Annotated in this window: 18 protein-coding genes; 11 read left to right on the top strand and 7 right to left on the bottom strand. The window is 74.4% G+C overall.

Going from position 1 to position 17,446, the window contains the following annotated elements:
- Positions 1 to 136: 136 nt before the first annotated feature.
- Both ABZ923_RS20510 and ABZ923_RS20515 read left to right on the top strand, forming a co-directional pair.
- Complete coding sequence (locus ABZ923_RS20510; RefSeq protein ID WP_361473577.1) at positions 137 to 3,316, top strand: cytochrome P450; 3,180 nt, start codon at positions 137 to 139, stop codon at positions 3,314 to 3,316.
- A 236-nt stretch (positions 3,317 to 3,552) separates the two neighbouring features.
- Complete coding sequence (locus tag ABZ923_RS20515; protein ID WP_361473580.1) at positions 3,553 to 4,842, top strand: ROK family transcriptional regulator; 1,290 nt, start codon at positions 3,553 to 3,555, stop codon at positions 4,840 to 4,842.
- Between the two features lie 106 nt (positions 4,843 to 4,948).
- On the opposite strand, the gene ABZ923_RS20520 is transcribed toward ABZ923_RS20515, so the two are convergent.
- The 4 genes from ABZ923_RS20520 to ABZ923_RS20535 form a co-directional block, all read right to left on the bottom strand.
- Positions 4,949 to 5,188 carry a hypothetical protein gene (locus ABZ923_RS20520; protein WP_361473583.1) on the bottom strand — a complete coding sequence of 80 codons (240 nt, stop codon included), beginning with the start codon at positions 5,186 to 5,188 and terminating at the stop codon, positions 4,949 to 4,951.
- A gap of 40 nt (positions 5,189 to 5,228) precedes the next feature.
- Complete coding sequence (locus ABZ923_RS20525) at positions 5,229 to 6,260, bottom strand: SDR family oxidoreductase (RefSeq protein ID WP_361473586.1); 1,032 nt, start codon at positions 6,258 to 6,260, stop codon at positions 5,229 to 5,231.
- A gap of 329 nt (positions 6,261 to 6,589) precedes the next feature.
- Positions 6,590 to 7,246, bottom strand: coding sequence for an HAD family hydrolase (locus ABZ923_RS20530; RefSeq protein ID WP_361473588.1), 657 nt, complete (start codon positions 7,244 to 7,246; stop codon positions 6,590 to 6,592).
- 16 nt (positions 7,247 to 7,262) lie between these two features.
- Entirely contained in the window at positions 7,263 to 8,330 is a 1,068-nt protein-coding gene (locus ABZ923_RS20535; RefSeq protein WP_361473591.1) for a PHP domain-containing protein, read from the bottom strand.
- Positions 8,331 to 8,504: 174 nt separating this feature from the next.
- On the opposite strand from ABZ923_RS20535, the gene ABZ923_RS20540 reads away from it, so the two are divergent.
- The 3 genes from ABZ923_RS20540 to ABZ923_RS20550 are packed head-to-tail and all read left to right on the top strand — an operon-like array spanning position 8,505 to position 10,651.
- Entirely contained in the window at positions 8,505 to 9,308 is an 804-nt protein-coding gene (locus ABZ923_RS20540; protein WP_361473594.1) for an SDR family oxidoreductase, read from the top strand.
- A gap of 36 nt (positions 9,309 to 9,344) precedes the next feature.
- Complete coding sequence (locus tag ABZ923_RS20545) at positions 9,345 to 10,370, top strand: DNA topoisomerase IB (RefSeq protein WP_361473596.1); 1,026 nt, start codon at positions 9,345 to 9,347, stop codon at positions 10,368 to 10,370.
- A gap of 35 nt (positions 10,371 to 10,405) precedes the next feature.
- Positions 10,406 to 10,651 (top strand): hypothetical protein, encoded by a 246-nt coding sequence (locus tag ABZ923_RS20550; RefSeq protein WP_361473599.1) that lies wholly within the window; start codon positions 10,406 to 10,408, stop codon positions 10,649 to 10,651.
- Positions 10,652 to 10,669: 18 nt separating this feature from the next.
- On the opposite strand, the gene ABZ923_RS20555 is transcribed toward ABZ923_RS20550, so the two are convergent.
- Both ABZ923_RS20555 and ABZ923_RS20560 read right to left on the bottom strand, forming a co-directional pair.
- Complete coding sequence (locus tag ABZ923_RS20555; protein ID WP_361473602.1) at positions 10,670 to 11,923, bottom strand: family 16 glycosylhydrolase; 1,254 nt, start codon at positions 11,921 to 11,923, stop codon at positions 10,670 to 10,672.
- A 96-nt stretch (positions 11,924 to 12,019) separates the two neighbouring features.
- A complete protein-coding gene (locus ABZ923_RS20560; RefSeq protein WP_361473605.1) occupies positions 12,020 to 12,589 on the bottom strand; it encodes a VanZ family protein in 570 nt (189 codons plus the stop codon).
- Positions 12,590 to 12,821: 232 nt separating this feature from the next.
- Here ABZ923_RS20560 and ABZ923_RS20565 point away from each other — a divergent pair, with 232 nt between their 5' ends.
- The 6 genes from ABZ923_RS20565 to ABZ923_RS20590 all read left to right on the top strand — a co-directional run bounded on the left by ABZ923_RS20565 (position 12,822) and on the right by ABZ923_RS20590 (position 16,642).
- Positions 12,822 to 13,016, top strand: a complete 195-nt coding sequence (locus ABZ923_RS20565; protein ID WP_361473607.1) for a hypothetical protein — start codon at positions 12,822 to 12,824, stop codon at positions 13,014 to 13,016.
- Positions 13,013 to 13,459, top strand: a complete 447-nt coding sequence (locus ABZ923_RS20570; RefSeq protein WP_361473610.1) for an MrpF/PhaF family protein — start codon at positions 13,013 to 13,015, stop codon at positions 13,457 to 13,459. Before ABZ923_RS20565 ends, ABZ923_RS20570 begins: the two co-directional genes overlap by 4 nt.
- A gap of 69 nt (positions 13,460 to 13,528) precedes the next feature.
- Entirely contained in the window at positions 13,529 to 13,789 is a 261-nt protein-coding gene (locus tag ABZ923_RS20575) for a hydrogenase subunit MbhD domain-containing protein (protein ID WP_361473613.1), read from the top strand.
- On the top strand, positions 13,786 to 14,523 hold the full coding sequence (locus ABZ923_RS20580) for an MnhB domain-containing protein (RefSeq protein WP_361473615.1): 738 nt from the start codon (positions 13,786 to 13,788) through the stop codon (positions 14,521 to 14,523). Before ABZ923_RS20575 ends, ABZ923_RS20580 begins: the two co-directional genes overlap by 4 nt.
- A gap of 8 nt (positions 14,524 to 14,531) precedes the next feature.
- Positions 14,532 to 14,879 carry a sodium:proton antiporter gene (locus ABZ923_RS20585; protein ID WP_361473635.1) on the top strand — a complete coding sequence of 116 codons (348 nt, stop codon included), beginning with the start codon at positions 14,532 to 14,534 and terminating at the stop codon, positions 14,877 to 14,879.
- On the top strand, positions 14,879 to 16,642 hold the full coding sequence (locus tag ABZ923_RS20590; protein ID WP_361473618.1) for a complex I subunit 5 family protein: 1,764 nt from the start codon (positions 14,879 to 14,881) through the stop codon (positions 16,640 to 16,642). Before ABZ923_RS20585 ends, ABZ923_RS20590 begins: the two co-directional genes overlap by 1 nt.
- On the opposite strand, the gene ABZ923_RS20595 is transcribed toward ABZ923_RS20590, so the two are convergent.
- Positions 16,643 to 17,293 carry a DUF4230 domain-containing protein gene (locus ABZ923_RS20595; RefSeq protein WP_361473620.1) on the bottom strand — a complete coding sequence of 217 codons (651 nt, stop codon included), beginning with the start codon at positions 17,291 to 17,293 and terminating at the stop codon, positions 16,643 to 16,645.
- Positions 17,294 to 17,446: the final 153 nt, after the last annotated feature.

A 17,446-nucleotide genomic window follows, 5' to 3' on the forward strand; every position in this document is an offset into this window, starting at 1 on the left:
CCCGGACCGGGTGCGCGCAAGTGGCGCGGCCCGCTTTCCACTGCACGATCGTGTAGTGCCGTGGCGCGGGCCCGGCCTGACCGTCGACCACCCTGGAACGCAGTAGTCCGCTACCGCGAAAGGCAGTTGGCGCGTCATGCCCCCCACCGCACTGCACCCCGAACCGGCCGCACCCCTGGCCGGTGTCCCCGTCGTCGACATCACCGCCACCGGCCCCGGCCGCGCCCCCATCCAGCAGATCATGGAACTGATGCGGGAGCACGGCCCGGTGCTGGTGCGCCGGCTGCACGGCCGGGACGTGACGTTCGTCGCCGACGCGGACCTGGTCGCCGACCTGGCCGACGAGGAGCGGTTCGCCAAGCACGTCGGGCCCGCCCTGGAGAACGTCCGCGAGTTCGCCGCCGACGGCCTGTTCACCGCGTACAACGACGAGCCCAACTGGGCCAAGGCGCACGACATCCTGATGCCCGCCTTCGCGCTCGGCTCGATGCGCACCTACCACCCCGTGATGCTGAAGGTGGCCCGGCGGCTCATCGACTCCTGGGACCGGGCCGCGCGGGCCGGGCAGCCCGTCGACGTGCCCGACGACATGACCCGCATGACCCTCGACACCATCGGACTGGCCGGTTTCGACTACGACTTCGGCTCCTTCGAACGCGCCGAGCCGCACCCCTTCGTGGAGTCCATGGTCCGCTGCCTGGAGTGGAGCATGACCCGCCTGGCCCGCACCCCCGGCCAGGACCACACGGCGGCCGACGCGGCCTTCCGGCGGGACGCGGACTACCTCGCCGGGGTCGTGGACGACGTCATCGCCGCCCGCACCGGCACCGACCAGAGCGGCGCCGAGGACCTGCTCGGGCTGATGCTCAGCGCCCCGCACCCCGCCGACGGCACCACCCTGGACCCGGCCAACATCCGAAACCAGGTCATCACCTTCCTGATCGCCGGCCACGAGACCACCTCCGGCGCGATGTCCTTCGCCCTGTACTACCTCGCCAAGCACCCCGCCGTCCTGCGGCTCGTGCAGCGCGAGGCCGACGCGCTGTGGGGCGACACGGCCGACCCCGAGCCGACGTACGAGGACATCGGCCGGCTCACCTACACCCGCCAGGTCCTCAACGAGGCGCTGCGGCTGTGGCCGACGGCCGCCGCGTTCAGCCGGCACGCCCGCGAGGACACCCTGCTCGGCGGCCGGATCCCGCTGCGCGCCGGCCAGGCCGTCACCGTGCTCGCGCCGATGCTGCACCGCCGGCCCGTGTGGGGCGACAACCCCGAGCTGTTCGACCCCGAGCGGTTCACCCCCGAGGCCGAGGCGGCCCGACCGGTGCACGCCTTCAAGCCGTTCGGCACCGGTGAACGCGCCTGCATCGGACGGCAGTTCGCGCTGCACGAGGCGACCATGCTGCTCGCCCTGCTGGTTCACCGCTACCGGCTGCACGACCACGCCGGCTACCGACTCACCGTGAAGGAGACCCTCACCCTCAAGCCCGAGGGCTTCACCCTCACGCTCACCCCGCGCACCCCCGCCGACCGCGTGCACGCACCCCTGCCGGGCACCGCCCCCGCGCCGGCCGCGGGCGCCCCGGCCCCCGACGCCCTCCCGGCCCGGGTCCGCCCCGGCACCCGCGCCCTCTTCCTGCACGGCAGCAACTACGGCACCTGCCGGGACTTCGCCGCCCAGCTCGCCGACGAGGCCGCCGCCGTGGGCTGCGCCACCGAGGTCGCCGCCCTGGACGCCTACGCGGACGGCCTGCCCACGGACCGGCCCGTCGTCATCACCGCCGCCTCCTACAACGGCCGGCCCACCGACGACGCCGTCGCCTTCACCGCCTGGCTCGACGCCACCCCCGATCTGACCGGCGTCAGCTACGCCGTCCTCGGCGTCGGCGACCGCAACTGGGCCGCGACCTACCAGCAGGTCCCCACCCGCGTCGACGCCCGCCTCGCCGAACTCGGCGCCACCCGGCTCACCGACCGCGCCGCCGCCGACGCCTCCGGCGATCTCACCGGCACGGTACGGGAGTTCACGGCCCGGCTGCGCACCGCCCTGCTCACGGAGTACGGCGACCCGGACACCGGGGACGGCGCACCGGCCGAGCCCGACCACGCCTACGCGGTGCGCACCCTGACCGGCGGTCCGCTGGACGCCCTCGCCGAACGGCACGGCCTGGTCCCGATGACGGTCACCGAGGCCTGTGACCTCACCGCGGCGGACCACCCGCGCACCAAGCGGTTCCTGCGCGTCGCCCTGCCCGAGGGCGTCACCTACCGCACCGCCGACCACCTGACCGTGCTGCCCGCCAACGCCCCGGACCTGGTGGACCGGGCCGTCGCCGCGTTCGGCCTGGACGCCGACGCGGTACTGGACATCCGGGCCACGCGCCCGCGCCGCGACGGTCTTGTCGTCGACCGGCCGCTGCCGGTGCGGGAACTGCTCACCCACCACGTGGAGTTGCAGGAGCGGCCGACGGACCGGCAGCGGGCCCTGCTCGCCGAGGCCAACCCCTGCCCGCCCGAGCGTGCCGCCCTCGCCGCCCCGGCCGACGACGACCCGCGCACCCTGGTGGAGCTGGCCGAGGACCACCCCGCCCTGCGCGGCGCGCTCGGCTGGCCGCTCCTGCTCGACCTGCTGACCCCGCTGCGCCCCCGCCACTACTCCATCTCCTCGGCACCGGTGGCCGACGCGCGCCACGCCGACCTCATGGTGTCCGTGCTCGACGCACCGGCCCGGTCGGGCAGGGGCCGCTACCGGGGCACCGGGTCCGGCCACCTCGCCTCCCTGCGGCCCGGCGACACCGTCCACGCCCGCGTCCAGCCCTGCCGCGAGGCGTTCCGGATCGACCACTCGGCACCGGTCGTGCTGGTCGCCGCGGGCACCGGGCTCGCCCCGTTCCGGGGCGCCGTCGCCGACCGCCTGGCCGCCCGCCGCGCGGGCACCGCGCTCCCGCCCGCGCTGCTGTACTTCGGCTGCGACGCTCCCGACGCCGACTACCTGCACGCCGAGGAGCTGCGCGCCGCCGAGCGGGCCGGAGCGGTGTCGCTGCGCCCGGCCTTCAGCGCCGCGCCCGAGAACGGGGCCGCCTTTGTCCAGCACCGGATCGCCGCCGAGGCCGACGAGGTGTGGCGGCTGCTGACGGCCGGGGCGCGGGTGTACGTCTGCGGCGACGGCGCGCGCATGGCCCCCGGCGTCCGCGAGGCCTTCCGTACCCTGTACCGGGAACGCACGCCGGGCACCGACGGGGCCGCCGCCGAGCGGTGGCTGAACGAGCTGGTCGCGGACGGGCGTTACGTGGAGGACGTGTACGCGGGGGGCTGAGCCCGCCGGGGGAGGGGGCACGGTGGGGGACTCCGGGGAACGGGCCCGGCGGGTCCTGGCCGGGCGGGCATGGCGCCCGCCCGGCCGGCCACCGTGCGGCCCCTCGGCGGCGGCACCCCGGCACTCAATCGCCTCCGCCTTAGCTCATAGCGTGAACTAAGGGTTGGGAGAATGTCGCGCCCCGGCTGCCCGAAGGGGTATGTTGCAGGTCGGGCAGGGTTCGTGAAGGGAGCCACATGGCTGGGCGCAACGGACGCACGGTACGCGACCTCAGGCGGGGCAACCGGACGGCGGTGCTCCAGCGGCTGTACTTCGACGGCCCGCTCAGCCGGTTCGAGCTGGGGCCGGCCACCGGACTCAGCTCCGGGTCGGTCAGCAACGTGGTCGCGGACCTGATCGCCGACGGACTGGTCGAGGAGGCCGGCAGTGTCGACTCCGACGGCGGCCGGCCCCGCACCCTGCTGCGGGTCGCCCCGCACAGCGGACAGATGATCGGCGTCGACGTCGGCGAGACACGGGTCCGGGTCGAGCTGTTCGACCTGGCCCTCACCGAACTGGCCCGCGTGGAACGCCCGCTGACCCCGCAGGGCTACGACGTGGACGTCATCGCCGGCCACATCCGCGACGGCGTCGCCGAGGTCCTCACCGCCGAACAGGCCGCCCCCGACCGGCTGCTCGGCGTCGGCGTCGGCGTCCCCGGCATCGTGGAGCACACCACGGACCGGGGCGCCGTCGTCCACGGGCAGACCATCGGCTGGGACGCGGTCCCGCTGGAGCAGCTGCTCCGCTCGGCCTCCGGGCTGCCCGACGGGGTGCCGTACTTCATCGACAACGGCGCCAAGACCCTCGGCCAGGCCGAGATGTGGTTCGGCGCCGGGCGCGGGGCCCGCAACGCCGTGGTCGTGCTCTTCGGCTCCGGCGTCGGCGCGTGCCTGGTCACGCCCGAGGTGGAGCACGGGCGGGCCGTCGAGTGGGGGCATCTGACGGTACGGGTGCGCGGGCGCCGCTGCCGCTGCGGTGCGCCGGGCTGCCTGGAGGCCTACGCGGGCGCCGAGTCGCTGCTGGCCCGCTGGCGCGAGGAGGGCGGACGGCCGCCCGAGGACACCGACGAGGAGACCGCCCTCACCGCGATGCTCGCCGCCGCCTATCCCGCCGAGGGCACCGCGCCCGATCCGGTTGCGCTGGCCGTCCTGGAGGAGACCGCGGAGTACCTCGGCGCCGGCCTGTCCGACCTGATCAACCTCTTCCAGCCCGAGCGGATCCTGATCGGCGGCTGGGCCGGCCTCCAGCTCGGCACGCGCTTCCTGCCCGCCGTACGCCGGCACGCGACGACGTACGCCCTGCGGCACCCGGCCGACCAGGTGGCCATCGAACTCGGCCGGCTCGGCCCGGACGCGGTCACCGTCGGCGCGGCGATCCTCCCGCTGGCCGAGTTCTTCGCCGACGGCGGCCGCCGCCCCGAACGAACCCCCGAGAAGCGCCTGCCGGCCTGGCGCACCGCCCTCCAGGACCGCAGCCCGCACTGACCCTCGGGGGATGCGGGGCGCAGGCGGCCGGCACCGGGTGGCCCGTCTGTCGCCCGCCGGGGAGCGGGGCCGCCCCGGCGGGCGCTTACGACCAACCGTCCGCGCCTCAGCCCGAAGGTTCCTGCGGAGCCGGGTGGTCCGAGTGGGCCGTGCCCGTGTCGGTGGCGCCGCGTCGCCCGGTGCCGGCCTCGTCCGTGTCCGGGACGGTGTTCTCGTCCGGTTCGTCGTCCGGCGTGCGGCCCGGGGCGACGTCCCAGGGGTCCTCGTTGGGCCGGGCCTGCTGGTCCGGCATGTCCCGGGGGACCGGGCGCTGCTCGGCGCCGGGCCGGGGCTGCTGCTCAGCCATGGTGTCCTCCGCTCCTCGGTCGGCTCGGGCGGGGCAGGGGTCAGCCGACCTTCCGGCCCCGCATCGGCTCGGTCTCCATCCCGCCGCCCTTCTGCAGGCCGTCCAGGAACTCCTGGAGCACCTCGGTCGCGGTGTGCCGGGGCTCCCACTCCAGCTCGGCGCGCGCCCGGGAGCAGTCCATCAGCGGCAGCCGCAGCACGGCGTCGAACAGGTGCGGCGACGCGGGCAGCAGGCGCAGCCCCCAGGCCGCGGCGATCGCCGACCGGGCCGCCGTACGCGGCAGCCGCACCGGCCGGGAGCCGAGCAGCTCGGCGAGCACACCGGCGTCCAGCGGGGGATCGGCGGCCAGGTTGAAGGCGCCCCGGGCACTGTCCGACCGCACCGCGAGCCGGTAGGCCTCGGCGGCGTCGTCCGTGTGCAGGGCCTGCACCCGCAGCCCCGGGACGTCCGGCAGGAACGGCAGCAGTTCCGGCCGGGCCAGCGGACCGGGCAGGAACCGTCCGCCGAAGATCCGCCGCTGCTCGCTCGCCGACTCCCACTTGAACAGGAACGCCGGGCGCATCCGGACCACCCGCACCTCGGGGTGGTCGCGTTCGAAGACGTCCAGCGTGCGCTCCAGATAGGCCTTCTCCCGGCAGTACGCGGCGTCCGGCCAGCCGTGCGTGGGCCAGGACTCGTCCACCGGGCGGTCCTTCGGCCCCGGCGAGTACGCCCCGACGGAGGAGGCGTGCACCAGGACCGGCACCCGGGCCGCGGCGACCGCCTCGAACACGCGGATGGAACCGAGCACGTTGGTCCGCCAGGTGGCGACCGGATCGTGCGTCGGCTGGAACGCCCAGGCGAGATGGATCACGGCGTCGGCGCCCTCGAACCGCTCGGCGAGGTGCGCCTCGTCCGACCTCAGGTCGACGGCGGACCACTCGGTCTTCGGCGGTGACCATGCGGGCGTCCGCCGGGCCAGCCCCCGCACCGACTTGATTCCGGGGTCCTCCGAGAGCAGACGCACCACACTCGTCCCGACATTGCCGGTGGCGCCTGTCACGACGACCCTGCTGCCCGCTGAGCTGCTCACCTTCGGCTCCTCTCGTCGGCGCGGCGGAGGCTGCGACGAGCGGCCGGGTACCCGGGCGCCGGGCCCGCACACGCGGCGCCGCGGCCGCCGGGGCAAGGGAAAGCCCCGGCCGTGACGGGGGAATCACGACCGGGGCGGTCGGAGCGTGGGCGCGGATGGCGGTCGCCTCTCGGCGAAGGGCTCCACAGGGCTTCAGCCGAACGATCGTCCCTGTGGGCTGGAAGTGAGGCCCGGGGACACTGTCCCATCCACACCCACGGCTTGTTCAACGGGCAACCACCCTGGGGTGTTCCGTCCCGGTTCGTGACGTGCGTCACCACCGGCACCACTCAGCCCAGCGGGCTCTCCGCCAGGCGCGCCAGCAGGTCGGCGGGGTCGGCGTACACCGCCTGCGCGCCCGCCTCCTCCAGGTCGGCCCGGGGGATCCCGCCGCACAGCAGCCCGACACAGCGCACCCCGGCCTTGCTGCCCGCCCGCATGTCCCACACGGTGTCCCCGACGAACACCGCCCGGGAGGCCGGCACCCCGGCCAGCTCCAGCGCGTGTTCCACGGGCTCCGGGGCCGGCTTGCCCCGCTGGACGTCGTCGGCGCTGGCCATGCCGGTGATGGCGTCGTCCGCGTCGATCGCCCGGCGCAGCGCGCCCAGCTCGGCACCGCTCGCCGAGGTGGCGAGGACCACCGTCCAGCCGTCGGCGTGCAGCCGCCGCAGCAGGTCCGCGGCCCCCGGCAGGGCGGGGAGCCGCTCGAAGAACTGGCCGTACAGCGCCGTGTGCGCCGCGCTCAGCCCGGCGTCCTCGTCGGGGTCCCGGTCGTCGCCCAGCAGATGGGCGATGAGATCCGTGGAGCCCAGACCGACGGCCCGGTGCACATCGTGCATGGACACGTCGTGACCGGCCTGCCGGAACGCCTCCCACCACGTGACGACATGCAGGGCATTGGTGTCGACGAGCGTTCCGTCGACGTCGAACACGGCGGCACGGTCCATCCGGGGATCCCTTCTCTCAGCTCCCGGACCGGGTACCACGCCCGGACCCGGCCACGCGTGCCGGCAGCCGGCCCTCGTGGGTCCAGCCCAGCAGCTCCTCGGCCGACCAGGTGGTCACCACCCGTTCGGGCGGCACCCCGCACTCCTCGGCCCGGGCGCAGCCGAGGATCTGCCAGTCCAGCTGGCCGGGTGCGTGCGCGTCGGTGTCGACCGAGAACAGTACCCCCGCCTCGACCGCCCGCCGCAGCAGCCGCCGGGGCGGGTCCAGCCGTTCCGGGCGGCTGTTGATCTCCACGGCGGTGCCCGACTCGGCGCACGCGGCGAACACCTCTTCCGCGTCGAACTGCGACTCGGGCCGCCCCCGGCCCGTGACCAGGCGCCCTGTGCAGTGCCCGAGCACGTCGGCGTGCGGGTTGCGCACGGCGGCCGTCATCCGGCGGGTCATGGACCGCGCGTCCATCCGCAGCTTGGAGTGCACCGACACCACGACCACGTCCAGCTGTGCCAGCAGTTCCTCCTCCTGGTCCAGCGAGCCGTCGTCGAGGATGTCGCACTCGATGCCGGTGAGCAGCCGGAACGGCGCCCAGCGGGCGTTCAGCTCCGCCACCACCGACAGCTGCTCGCGCAGCCGCCCGGGCGACAGCCCGCGGGCCACGGTCAGCCGCGGGGAGTGGTCGGTGAGCACCGTCCACTCGTGCCCCAGCTCGGCCGCCGCCCGCCCCATCTCCTCGATCGGGCTGCCGCCGTCGGACCAGTCCGAGTGCGTGTGGCAGTCACCGCGGATCAGCGCCCGCAGTGCGGCACCCGCCCCCTCGGCACCGGCCGGCGACCCGGCCTCCTCCTCCAGTCTGCGCAGGTAACCGGGCACCTCACCGCCCAGTGCCTCCCGCACCACCTGTGCGGTCTTCGGCCCGACCCCCTTCAGCGACTCCAGCGTCCCGTCCGCGGCCCGCGCGGCCACCTCGCCCTCGGGCAGCGCGGCCAGCGTCCGGGAGGCGGTACGGAAGGCCCGTACCCGGTAGGTGGGCGCGAGCGCCCGCTCCAGCAGAAAGGCGATCCGGTCGAGGGCGGCGACGGGGTCCATGAGAACCAAGGGTGCCCCAGCCGCCCCGAAGGAGCGCGGGGAACCGCGCGGCCGGCCGGCCACGAGCCGCGGCCCGCGCATGGTCGGTGACCTCTCGCGGCGCGACCCGTTTGCCCCCACCGCCCCCGGGTACTGCGGTGACTCGTCCGGACACCCACCGTGAGGAGGCGAGCCATGCCCGCACCAGCCGCGCAGCGAACGGCGTTGATCACCGGCGCGGACTCCGGCATCGGCCGGGCCACCGCCGTACGTCTGGCCGAGGCCGGCCTGGACGTCGGCATCACCTGGCACACGGACGAGAAGGGAGCCGAGGAGACGGCGCGGGAGGTCCGCGAGCACGGCCGCCGCGCCGCCGTCGCCCGGCTGGACCTCACCCGGCTGCCCGAGGCCGCCGACACCGTGGACGAGCTGTGCGAGGAGCTGGGCCGGATCGACGTACTCGTCAACAACGCCGGTACGGGCACCATGACCCCCTTCCTCGACCTGACCCTGACCGATGTGCGCCGGGTCCTGGACGTCGACCTCGTGGGCCCGTTCCTGCTCGGCCAGCGGGCCGCGCGGCGCATGATCCGGCAGGGCGACGGCGGCCGGATCGTCAACGTCACCTCGGTGCACGAGCACCAGCCCCGGGTCGGCGCGGCCCCGTACTGCGCGGCCAAGGGCGGTCTCGGCCTGCTCACCCAGGTGATGGCCCTGGAGCTGGCCGAGCACGGCATCACCGTGAACGCGGTCGCGCCGGGCGAGATCGCCACCCCGATGACCGGCCAGGAGGACACCGACGTCCACACCGAGCGCCGTCCCGGCGTGCCGCTCGGCCGGCCCGGCGACGCCCGCGAGGTCGCCGCCGTGATCGCGTTCCTCGCGAGCCCGGACGCCTCCTACGTCACCGGCGCCTCCTGGAGCGTCGACGGTGGCATGCTGCGCATGGGCCCACAGGCCGGCTCCCATCTGACCAGCGACGACTGGCGCCGTCCGTGACATCCCGCTGAGAGGACGAGGACAGGGAGGTCGAGGGTGAGGCTGCGCACCAGCTCGAGCGACGGCCCCGGCTACCGCCGCATCCGCTCCGGCCGGGGCTTCCGGTACGTCGACACCACGGGTGAGCCGCTCGGCGACCCCGGAGAGCTCGCCCGCGTCCGGGCCCTGGCCATCCCGCCCGCCTGGCGCGAGGTGTGGATCTGCCCGTGGCCCAACGGCCACCTCCAGGCCGTCGGCACCGACGACGCCGGGCGCCGCCAGTACCTGTACCACGAGCAGTTCCGCGCCCGGCAGGACAAGGCCAAGCACGAGCACGTACGGCAGGTCGCGCGCGCCCTGCCCGAGCTGCGCGCCAGGGTGGAGCTCGACCTGTCCGGACGCGGGCTGAGCCGGGACCGGGTCACCGCCTGCGCGGTCCGCCTGCTCGACCTGGGCTTCTTCCGGATCGGCAGCGACCGGCACACCCGCACCAGCGAGACCTACGGCCTGACCACCATGCTCCGCGAGCACGTCGGATGCGGCCGCGGCGAGATCACCTTCAGCTACCCGGCCAAGGGCGGCACCGAGATGGTCCGCGCCCTCGTCGACGAGCAGGTCCACACCGTCGCCCGCGCCCTGCTGCGCCGCCCGCGCGGCGGCGACCGCTTCCTCGTCTACTGGGACCGCGGCGCCTGGCACGACCTGCACGGTGACGACCTCAACGAGGCCCTGCGCCGGCTGTCCGGCACCGATGTCACCGCCAAGGACTTCCGCACCTGGCACGCCACCGTGCTGGCCGCCGTGGCGGTCTCCGTGGCCGCGCGCGACGCCCGGGCGACCGAGGCCGCCCGGCGCCGGCAGATCTCCCGGGCCGTCCGCGAGGTCAGCCACTACCTGGGCAACACGCCCGCGGTCTGCCGGTCGTCGTACATAGACCCGAAGGTCTTCGAGCTGTTCGAGCAGGGCGTGACCGTGGCCCCCGCGCTCACTCGGCTGGGCGAACACGGGGAGTTCGGGCGTCCGGCCACGCAGGGTGCCGTGGAGGCGGTCGTACTCGATCTTCTGGACGGCTCCGCTGGATGACCCGTCGGCGCGGGTTGCGTTCTACCCTCGATTGCATGACCGAACAAGCAGCTCCCCACATCTCCCGTCCGCGGATCCTGGTCCTCGGCGTGTGCCCGGGCCGGCACGGCGAGCCGCCCTTCCGGATCATGGAGATCGACGGTCAGGTGGTCGGCGAGGCCAGGACCATCACGGACGTGCTGGAGACGGCCGCCTCCTACGGCATCCCCATCCACGACCTGGACGATCCGGACGCGGTCCGCTGGGTGGGCGGCGACAAGTACACCTGGAGGCTGCACTGACCGGTCGGTGCGGTCGGCTCAGCCGACCGTCCACTTCTGGTTGGCGCCGCCCGTGCAGGTCCAGATCTGCAGCCGGGTCCCGTTGGCCGCGTTGTTCCCGGTCACGTCCAGGCACTTGTTCGCCTGCGGGTTGACGATGTCGCGGGCCGCCGGGAGGGCCCACTGCTGGGCGGGGCTGCCGTTGCAGTCCCACAGCTGGACGGGCGTGCCGTCGGCGGTGCCGCCGCCGCTGACGTCCAGGCACTTGCCGAGCGCCCGGAGCGTGCCGTCCGAGCCGGCGGTCCACGCCTGCGCACCCGTGCCGTTGCAGTCGTAGAGCTGGACCGGCGTGCCGTTCGCGGAGTTCGCGCCGGCCACGTCCACGCACTTGCCGGCCAGGCCCCGGATCGGCACGCCGGCGCCGCCGCTTGTCGTCACCGACACCGAGTCCACCACCAGCGTCTGCGGGAACTGCGTCGAGCCGTTCGGGTCGCCGGGCCAGTAGCCGCCGACCGCGAGGTTCAGGATCAGGAAGAACGGCTTGTTGAACACCCAGGACTTCCCGCCCAGGTCGGCCGGCGTGCGGCGCTGGTAGACGTTCCCGTCCACCGACCAGGTGATCGAGTCGGGCGCCCAGTCGACGGCGAAGGTGTGGAAGGCGTCCGCGAAGGCCTGCCCGTTCGGCAGCGAGTAGGGGGCGCCTATGCCGCCCGAGCCGGAGTAGCCGGGGCCGTGGATGGTGCCGTGCACGGTGGAGGGTTCGAAGCCGACGTTCTCCATCACGTCGATCTCACCCGAGTCCGGCCAGTTGACCGGCGTGCCGAGCATCCAGAACGCGGGCCACATGCCCTGCCCGCGCGGGATCTTCATCCGGGCCTCGACATGGCCGTACTGGGCGTGGAACTTCCCGGCCGTGTTCAGCCGGGCCGAGGTGTACTGGCAACTGCCGTACCAGCACTGGTAGCCGGCCGGGTTCTCCTTGCGGGCCGTGATCACCAGATGGCCCTGGCCGTCCAGGGCCGCGTTCTTCGTGCCCGAGGTGTAGTACTGCCGCTCGTGGTTGTTGACGTTGTCGCCGGTCTCCAGGGTCCACTTCGAGGAGTCGACCGCGGCGCCCGCGGGCCCGTCGAAGGTGTCGGAGAAGGTGCTGACGGCCGCGGCCGCCCCGGCGGCGGTCCGGGCCTGCTCCGGGGCGGCGGTCCGGGCCTGCGCCGGGCCGACGGCGACGGAGCCGACCAGCGCGGCGGACAGGGCGGCGAAAAGACATCTGCGCAGCAGACGGGGGGAGGCCATGGCTCTCCGTTCGGTGGGGGGTGGGAGCGGTGCCTCTTGATTTAAGAAGTGAGATAAGGGAGCGTCAATACCCTGGTACAGACCTCTTTACGACGGTCACTCGGCCGGAGCCCGGGACACCCGCCGGTGTACGCCCCGCCCGAGCCGCCGCCCCAGCAGCAGCCAACCCAGCAGCGCCCCGGCCGTGTTGAGGATCACGTCATCGATGTCGAAGGCCCGCCCGGTGACCAGCGCCCCCTGGACCAGCTCCACCATCAGCATCACCAGGGCCGTCAGCGCCGTGACCCGCGCCGCTCCCCGGGCCCGGGGCGCCAGCACCGGCACCAGCACCCCGAACGGCACGCCGAGCAGCACGTTCCCGCCGACCTGCCGGAGCGCGTCCCGCAGCGGTGCCTGCTCCAGATAGGCCCTGAGCGAGCGCCCCGGGTGCAGGTTGCTGTGCGTCAGGGGCACCGAGGCGGGCGAGGGCTGGAGCGTGATCCGGGCCAGGACGACGGCGAACGCCACCATCAACGCGAACGCCACCAGCACGGCGAGGAGTCGCAGGGGGAGCGGCAGCGCGTGCCGCGGGGGCTCCGGCGGGCGCGACGGCTGCTCCTTCCCGGCCGGGCGCCGGTTCCGGGCGGCGCGCAGAACCTCCGGCAGCCACGGGACGGTACGGGCCATGCGGTCCTCCAGTCGTCAACGTCCGTGTTCCGAACGTCGGTTACCCGCGCCTCGGCCCGGGATGCCACCGCCCGGCCCCGCGCCCGTGGTTTCCGTTCACGCCTCCGGGGCACTCCGGGTGCGGACCCGCGCGCCGCCGCTCCCGCCCGGGTCCGGCGGTGCTTGGATGCCCCCAGCGGCATTCCGGACACATCGCCGCGCAACCGAACACAGCGGACCGAGGAGGCGCTGCATGACCCGTCGTACGGTCCCCCGCGCGCTCCTCCTCGCCACCGGCGAACTCCTCGCCTGGTGGGCGGCGCTGGCGCTGCTGTGGCTGGTGCTCATCACCACCGTCGACACGCTCGAACGGATCGTCGGCGCGAGCTGCGCCGCCGCCGGGGCGCTGCTGGCCCGGGCCGGCCGGCGGGCGGTGACCTGGCGGTGAACGGCTGGATCCTCGCGGCGACCGTCGACCTGGGCGGAGGAGGCGCGGCCGCGCTGTGGGGCGTGGCCACCGGGCCGCCGGCCCGCCGGCTGATCGCCCAGAACCTGACCACCTCCGTCGTCTGCCCGGCCCTGCTGCTCCTCTCCCAGGGCTACGGCCGCCCGGCCTACGTCGACCTCGCCCTGCTGCTCGCCCTGCTGGGCCCGGTCGGCACGCTCGTCTTCGCCCGCCTGCTCTCCGACGAACCGGGCCGCCCGAGCGCCTGGGGGCTGACCTGGGCCGCCGCCGGACTGGGTGCGGCCGTCGTCGTCGCGCTGTGCGTGGCCGGCGGACCGGGCCGTTCCATGGTGAAGCTGCTGCTGATCGGCACCCTGCTGATCGGCGGCAACATCGTCGCCTCACGAGCCCTGTCGGGCGGCTTCCGGGGGGTGCGGGGTGGCTGACGGGATGCCGGACCGCGGTGCGGCGGGCGGCCCGGCGGGAGAGGCCGGGGCGGCGAGGGCGGGTGGCGCGTGTCCGATGCGGTGATCGTCGTCGTCCTGCTGCTCGTGGCCGCCTCCGCCACCGCGGCCGTGGCCCAGCGCGACCCCGCCCGCCAGGCACTGGTGCTGTCCGTCCTCGGGGTGGTGCTGGCCGCGCTGTTCACGGTGCTCCAGGCCCCGGACGTCGGCCTGTCCCAGCTGGCCGTCGGCTCCGCCCTCACCCCGCTGCTGATCATGCTGTCGGTGCGCAAGGTCAGACGCCGGGGCCGGACCGAGGAGGAGCGGAAGTGAAGCGGCTGCGGCTGTACCTGCTGGCCGTCGGCGGCGCCGGCCTCGCCGCCCTGCTCGTCGCCGCCTGCCTCGACCTGCCGGACTTCGGCGGCCGCCGGCATCCGTACGGCGACCGCGCCGTGCACGCCTCCCTCGCCCGGCAGACCGCCAACACCATCGCCTCCGTCAACTTCGACCAGCGCGCCTACGACACCCTCGGCGAGATGAGCATCCTGTTCGCCGCCGTCCTCGGCTGCGTGGTGCTGCTGCGCCAGGCCCGCGACGAGCACCGGGCGCGGCCGGAACCCGCCGAGGTGGCCCGCCCGGTCCGCCGCTACGCCCTGCTCGTGCTGCCCGTCGCCCTGGTCACCGGCCTGTACGTGATCGCCCACGGCCAGCTCAGCCCCGGCGGCGGCTTCCAGGGCGGGGTCGTCGCCGCGACCGCCCTGCACCTGCTCTACCTCGGCGCCGACTACGGCGCGCTGGAGCGCGTCCGCCCGCTCGGCGTCTTCGAGACCACCGACTCCGTCGCGGTCTGCGCCTACCTCGTGCTGGGCACCGCCGGAATCCTGGCCGGCACCGCGTTCCTGGCCAACACCCTGCTGCCGTACGGCACGTTCAACACGCTCTCCTCCGGCGGCACGGTCCCGCTGCTGAACGCGGCCATCGGCATGGAAGTGGCCAGTGCGGTCGTCGTCCTGCTCGCCCACTTCCTCGACCAGGCCGTCGAGATCGAGGAAGAACCCGGGAGGTGAACACCGCGATGCACGTCCTGCCGTACCTGGTCGCCGCCTACGTCTTCCTGACGGGCTGCTACGGCCTCGCCACCAGCCGGAACCTGATCCACGCCGTCGGCTGCCTGGCGGTCTGCCAGTCCGCCACCTACGTCCTGCTGCTGGCGGTCGGCTACCGCGACGGCGCCACCGCGCCCGTCTTCTCCGACATCAAGCCCGGCTCCCGGCCGGTCGTCGACCCGGTGGTGCAGGCCCTCACCCTCACCGACATCGTCGTCGGCGCCACCGTCACCGCGCTGCTGCTCGCCCTCGTCCTGCAGATCGCCAAACGGCACGGCACCGTCGACCCCGACGAACTGCGGGAGCTGCGCGGCTGATGCACCACCTGCTCCCGCTCCTGGTCGCGATCCCACTGCTCGGCGCCGCCCTGCTGGTGGCCACGGGCCGCCATCTGCCCCGGGTCGCGGCCGAGGTCGTCGGGTTCGTCGTCTCCGGCGCCACGGCCGCCCTCGCGCTCGTGCTGCTGCTGAACTCGGCGCCGCCCATGGTCGAGTGGGTCGGCGGCTGGCTGCCCGTCGACGGCGAGAGCGTCGGCATCCTCGTCGTCGGGGACGGCCCGGCGCTCGGCATGGCCGCGCTGGTCTCGCTGCTGACCCTCGCCGCCCTCGCCTACTCCTGGCGCTACTTCGACGAGCCGCCACGGGACCGCACCGGCTCCTTCACCGCACTGATGCTGGTCTTCCAGGGCGCCATGTGCGGATTCGCCGTGGCCGGCGACCTGTTCAACGCGTTCGTCTTCTTCGAGCTGATGAGCGTGGTGGCGTACGCCCTGACCGGCTACCGCATCGACGAGGCGAAGGCCGTCCAGGGCGCCCTGACCTTCGGAGTGGTCAACTCCCTCGGCGCGTACGCCATGCTGATGGGCATCGCCCTGCTGTACGCCCGTACCGGCGAGCTGGCCATGACGAAGATCGGCCGCGGGCTCGACGCCGCCGGGCAGGGCGGCCCGGACGCGCTGGTCCTCGCCTCCTTCGTGCTGGTGCTGACCGGACTGCTGGTGAAGGCGGCGGCCGTGCCCTTCCACTTCTGGCTCCCGGACGCGCACGCCGTCGCCCCCACCCCGGTCTGCATGCTGCTGTCCGGCGTCATGGTCGAACTCGGCGCCTACGGCGTGTGGCGGGTGTACGGCACCGTCTTCGCCGGCCCCGGCGGCATCCCCGCCGCGGACCTGACCCGGGCCCTGGTGACGCTCGGCGTCCTCACGGCCGCGACCGGCGCCGTCATGTGCTGGTACCAGCGGCACATCAAACGCCTCCTCGCCTACTCCACCGTCGCCCACACCGGCCTGTTCCTCGTCGGGCTCGGCGTCCTCACCCCCGAGGGCGACGACGGCGTCGCGCTGTACCTCCTGGGCCACGCCGGGGTGAAGGCCGCGCTGTTCGCCTGCGCGGGCGTCCTGCTGGACCGGTTCGGCAGCGTCGACGAGCACGCGCTGCACGGCCGGGCCCGGCAACTGCGCGCCACCGGGGTGATGTTCGCCGTCGGCGCGCTGGGCCTGGCGGGCCTGCCACCGTTCGGCACGGCACTGGGCAAGGCGGTCGCCGAGGAGGCGGTCGGCGGCCCGCTCACCGTGGTGTACGTGGCCGCCTCCGCGATCACGGCGGGCGCGGTCCTGCGGGTCACCGGCCGCGTCTTCCTGGGCCTCGGGCCGCGCCCGGAGGACGCGGAGTACGAGACCAGCGGCTCCGACGAGGAACCGGAGACGTCCGGCCTGCTGCGCCGGATCCCGGACACCATGACGGTCGTGCCCGCCGTGCTGCTCGCCGCCGCCCTCGCCGTCGGGGTGGTCCCCGGCTTCGGCGCCGTGGTGGCCCGCTCCGTCAACGAGGCCGGCTCGGGCGGCGCCCACGCCTCGGTGCACTGGACCGCGCACGGCGTGCTGCTGGGCCTGGCCTCCACCGTGCTGGCCGCGGCGCTGGCCGGCCTCGCCGTCACCCGCCCGCGCTGGGTGGCCGCCCCCGACTGGGCCGCGCCCCTCAGGCGCCTGCAGTCCGGGCACGTCGGCGACTACGTGGCCTGGCTGCTGGTGGGCGCGACCGTCCTCGGGGCGCTGGCCCTGCCGGGGGTAGTGGGCGGCTGATCAGGTCCCGTAGGTGATGTACACCTCCTTGAAGCCGAGCGAGCGCAGCAGGCCCTGGAGCATGCTGGTGGTGTTGCTCTCCGCCCGGGCGGTCAGCCCGCTGCGCTTCGCCGCGTCGCCGATGTGCCGGACGGCGAGCTTCTGCACGGCCTGCTCGCTGTTGGGGTTGTCCGAGAACAGGTCACCGAGCCGGTCCAGCAGGCCGCGCTGCTTGGACACGGCGTAGGAGTGGTCGGGGTCCAGGGCCGGCCTGCCGAGCCGTGCGTGCGGCAGCCGGATCGTGGCGGACGTACGGTCCTTGTCCACCCGTACGTCCCGCCGGCCGACCCCGCCGAGGTCGACGTAGGCGTCCACGGTGCCCGCACCGACGTACAGGGTGCGGGTGCCGTGCAGGGCGTCGGGCAGGAACCTGGCGTCCTTCTCCAGGTCCACGACGACCTGGAAGTTGCCCGAGGCCGCGTCGTAACGGCTCATGTCCTGGATGGACTTGAGCAGGGCGGGCCCGGAGCGGTCCTCGGTGTCGGTGCCGAACAGGTCCTTGATGCCCGGCAGTACGGCCAGCCGGATTCCGGCGAACAGTACGGCGAGCACCAGCACGAGCGCCGCCACGGCCTTGGCCCAGCCCGGCAGGCGTCTCACGGAAGTCGTCATCGCGACGGTCCTCCTTCCTGCCGACCGGATGCCCGCGAACTCCCCGCGCAAGGCAGGTTGGACTACCTGCACGCGCCGGGCGCGCAGCAGGCCGAGGGGGCCGAGGGCGAGCGGTTCTACATCGGGCGGCGGCACGTCCACGACGCGGACGGC

This window comes from Streptomyces sp. NPDC046881 (assembly GCF_040645015.1).
In the GTDB taxonomy this organism is placed as follows: domain Bacteria; phylum Actinomycetota; class Actinomycetes; order Streptomycetales; family Streptomycetaceae; genus Streptomyces.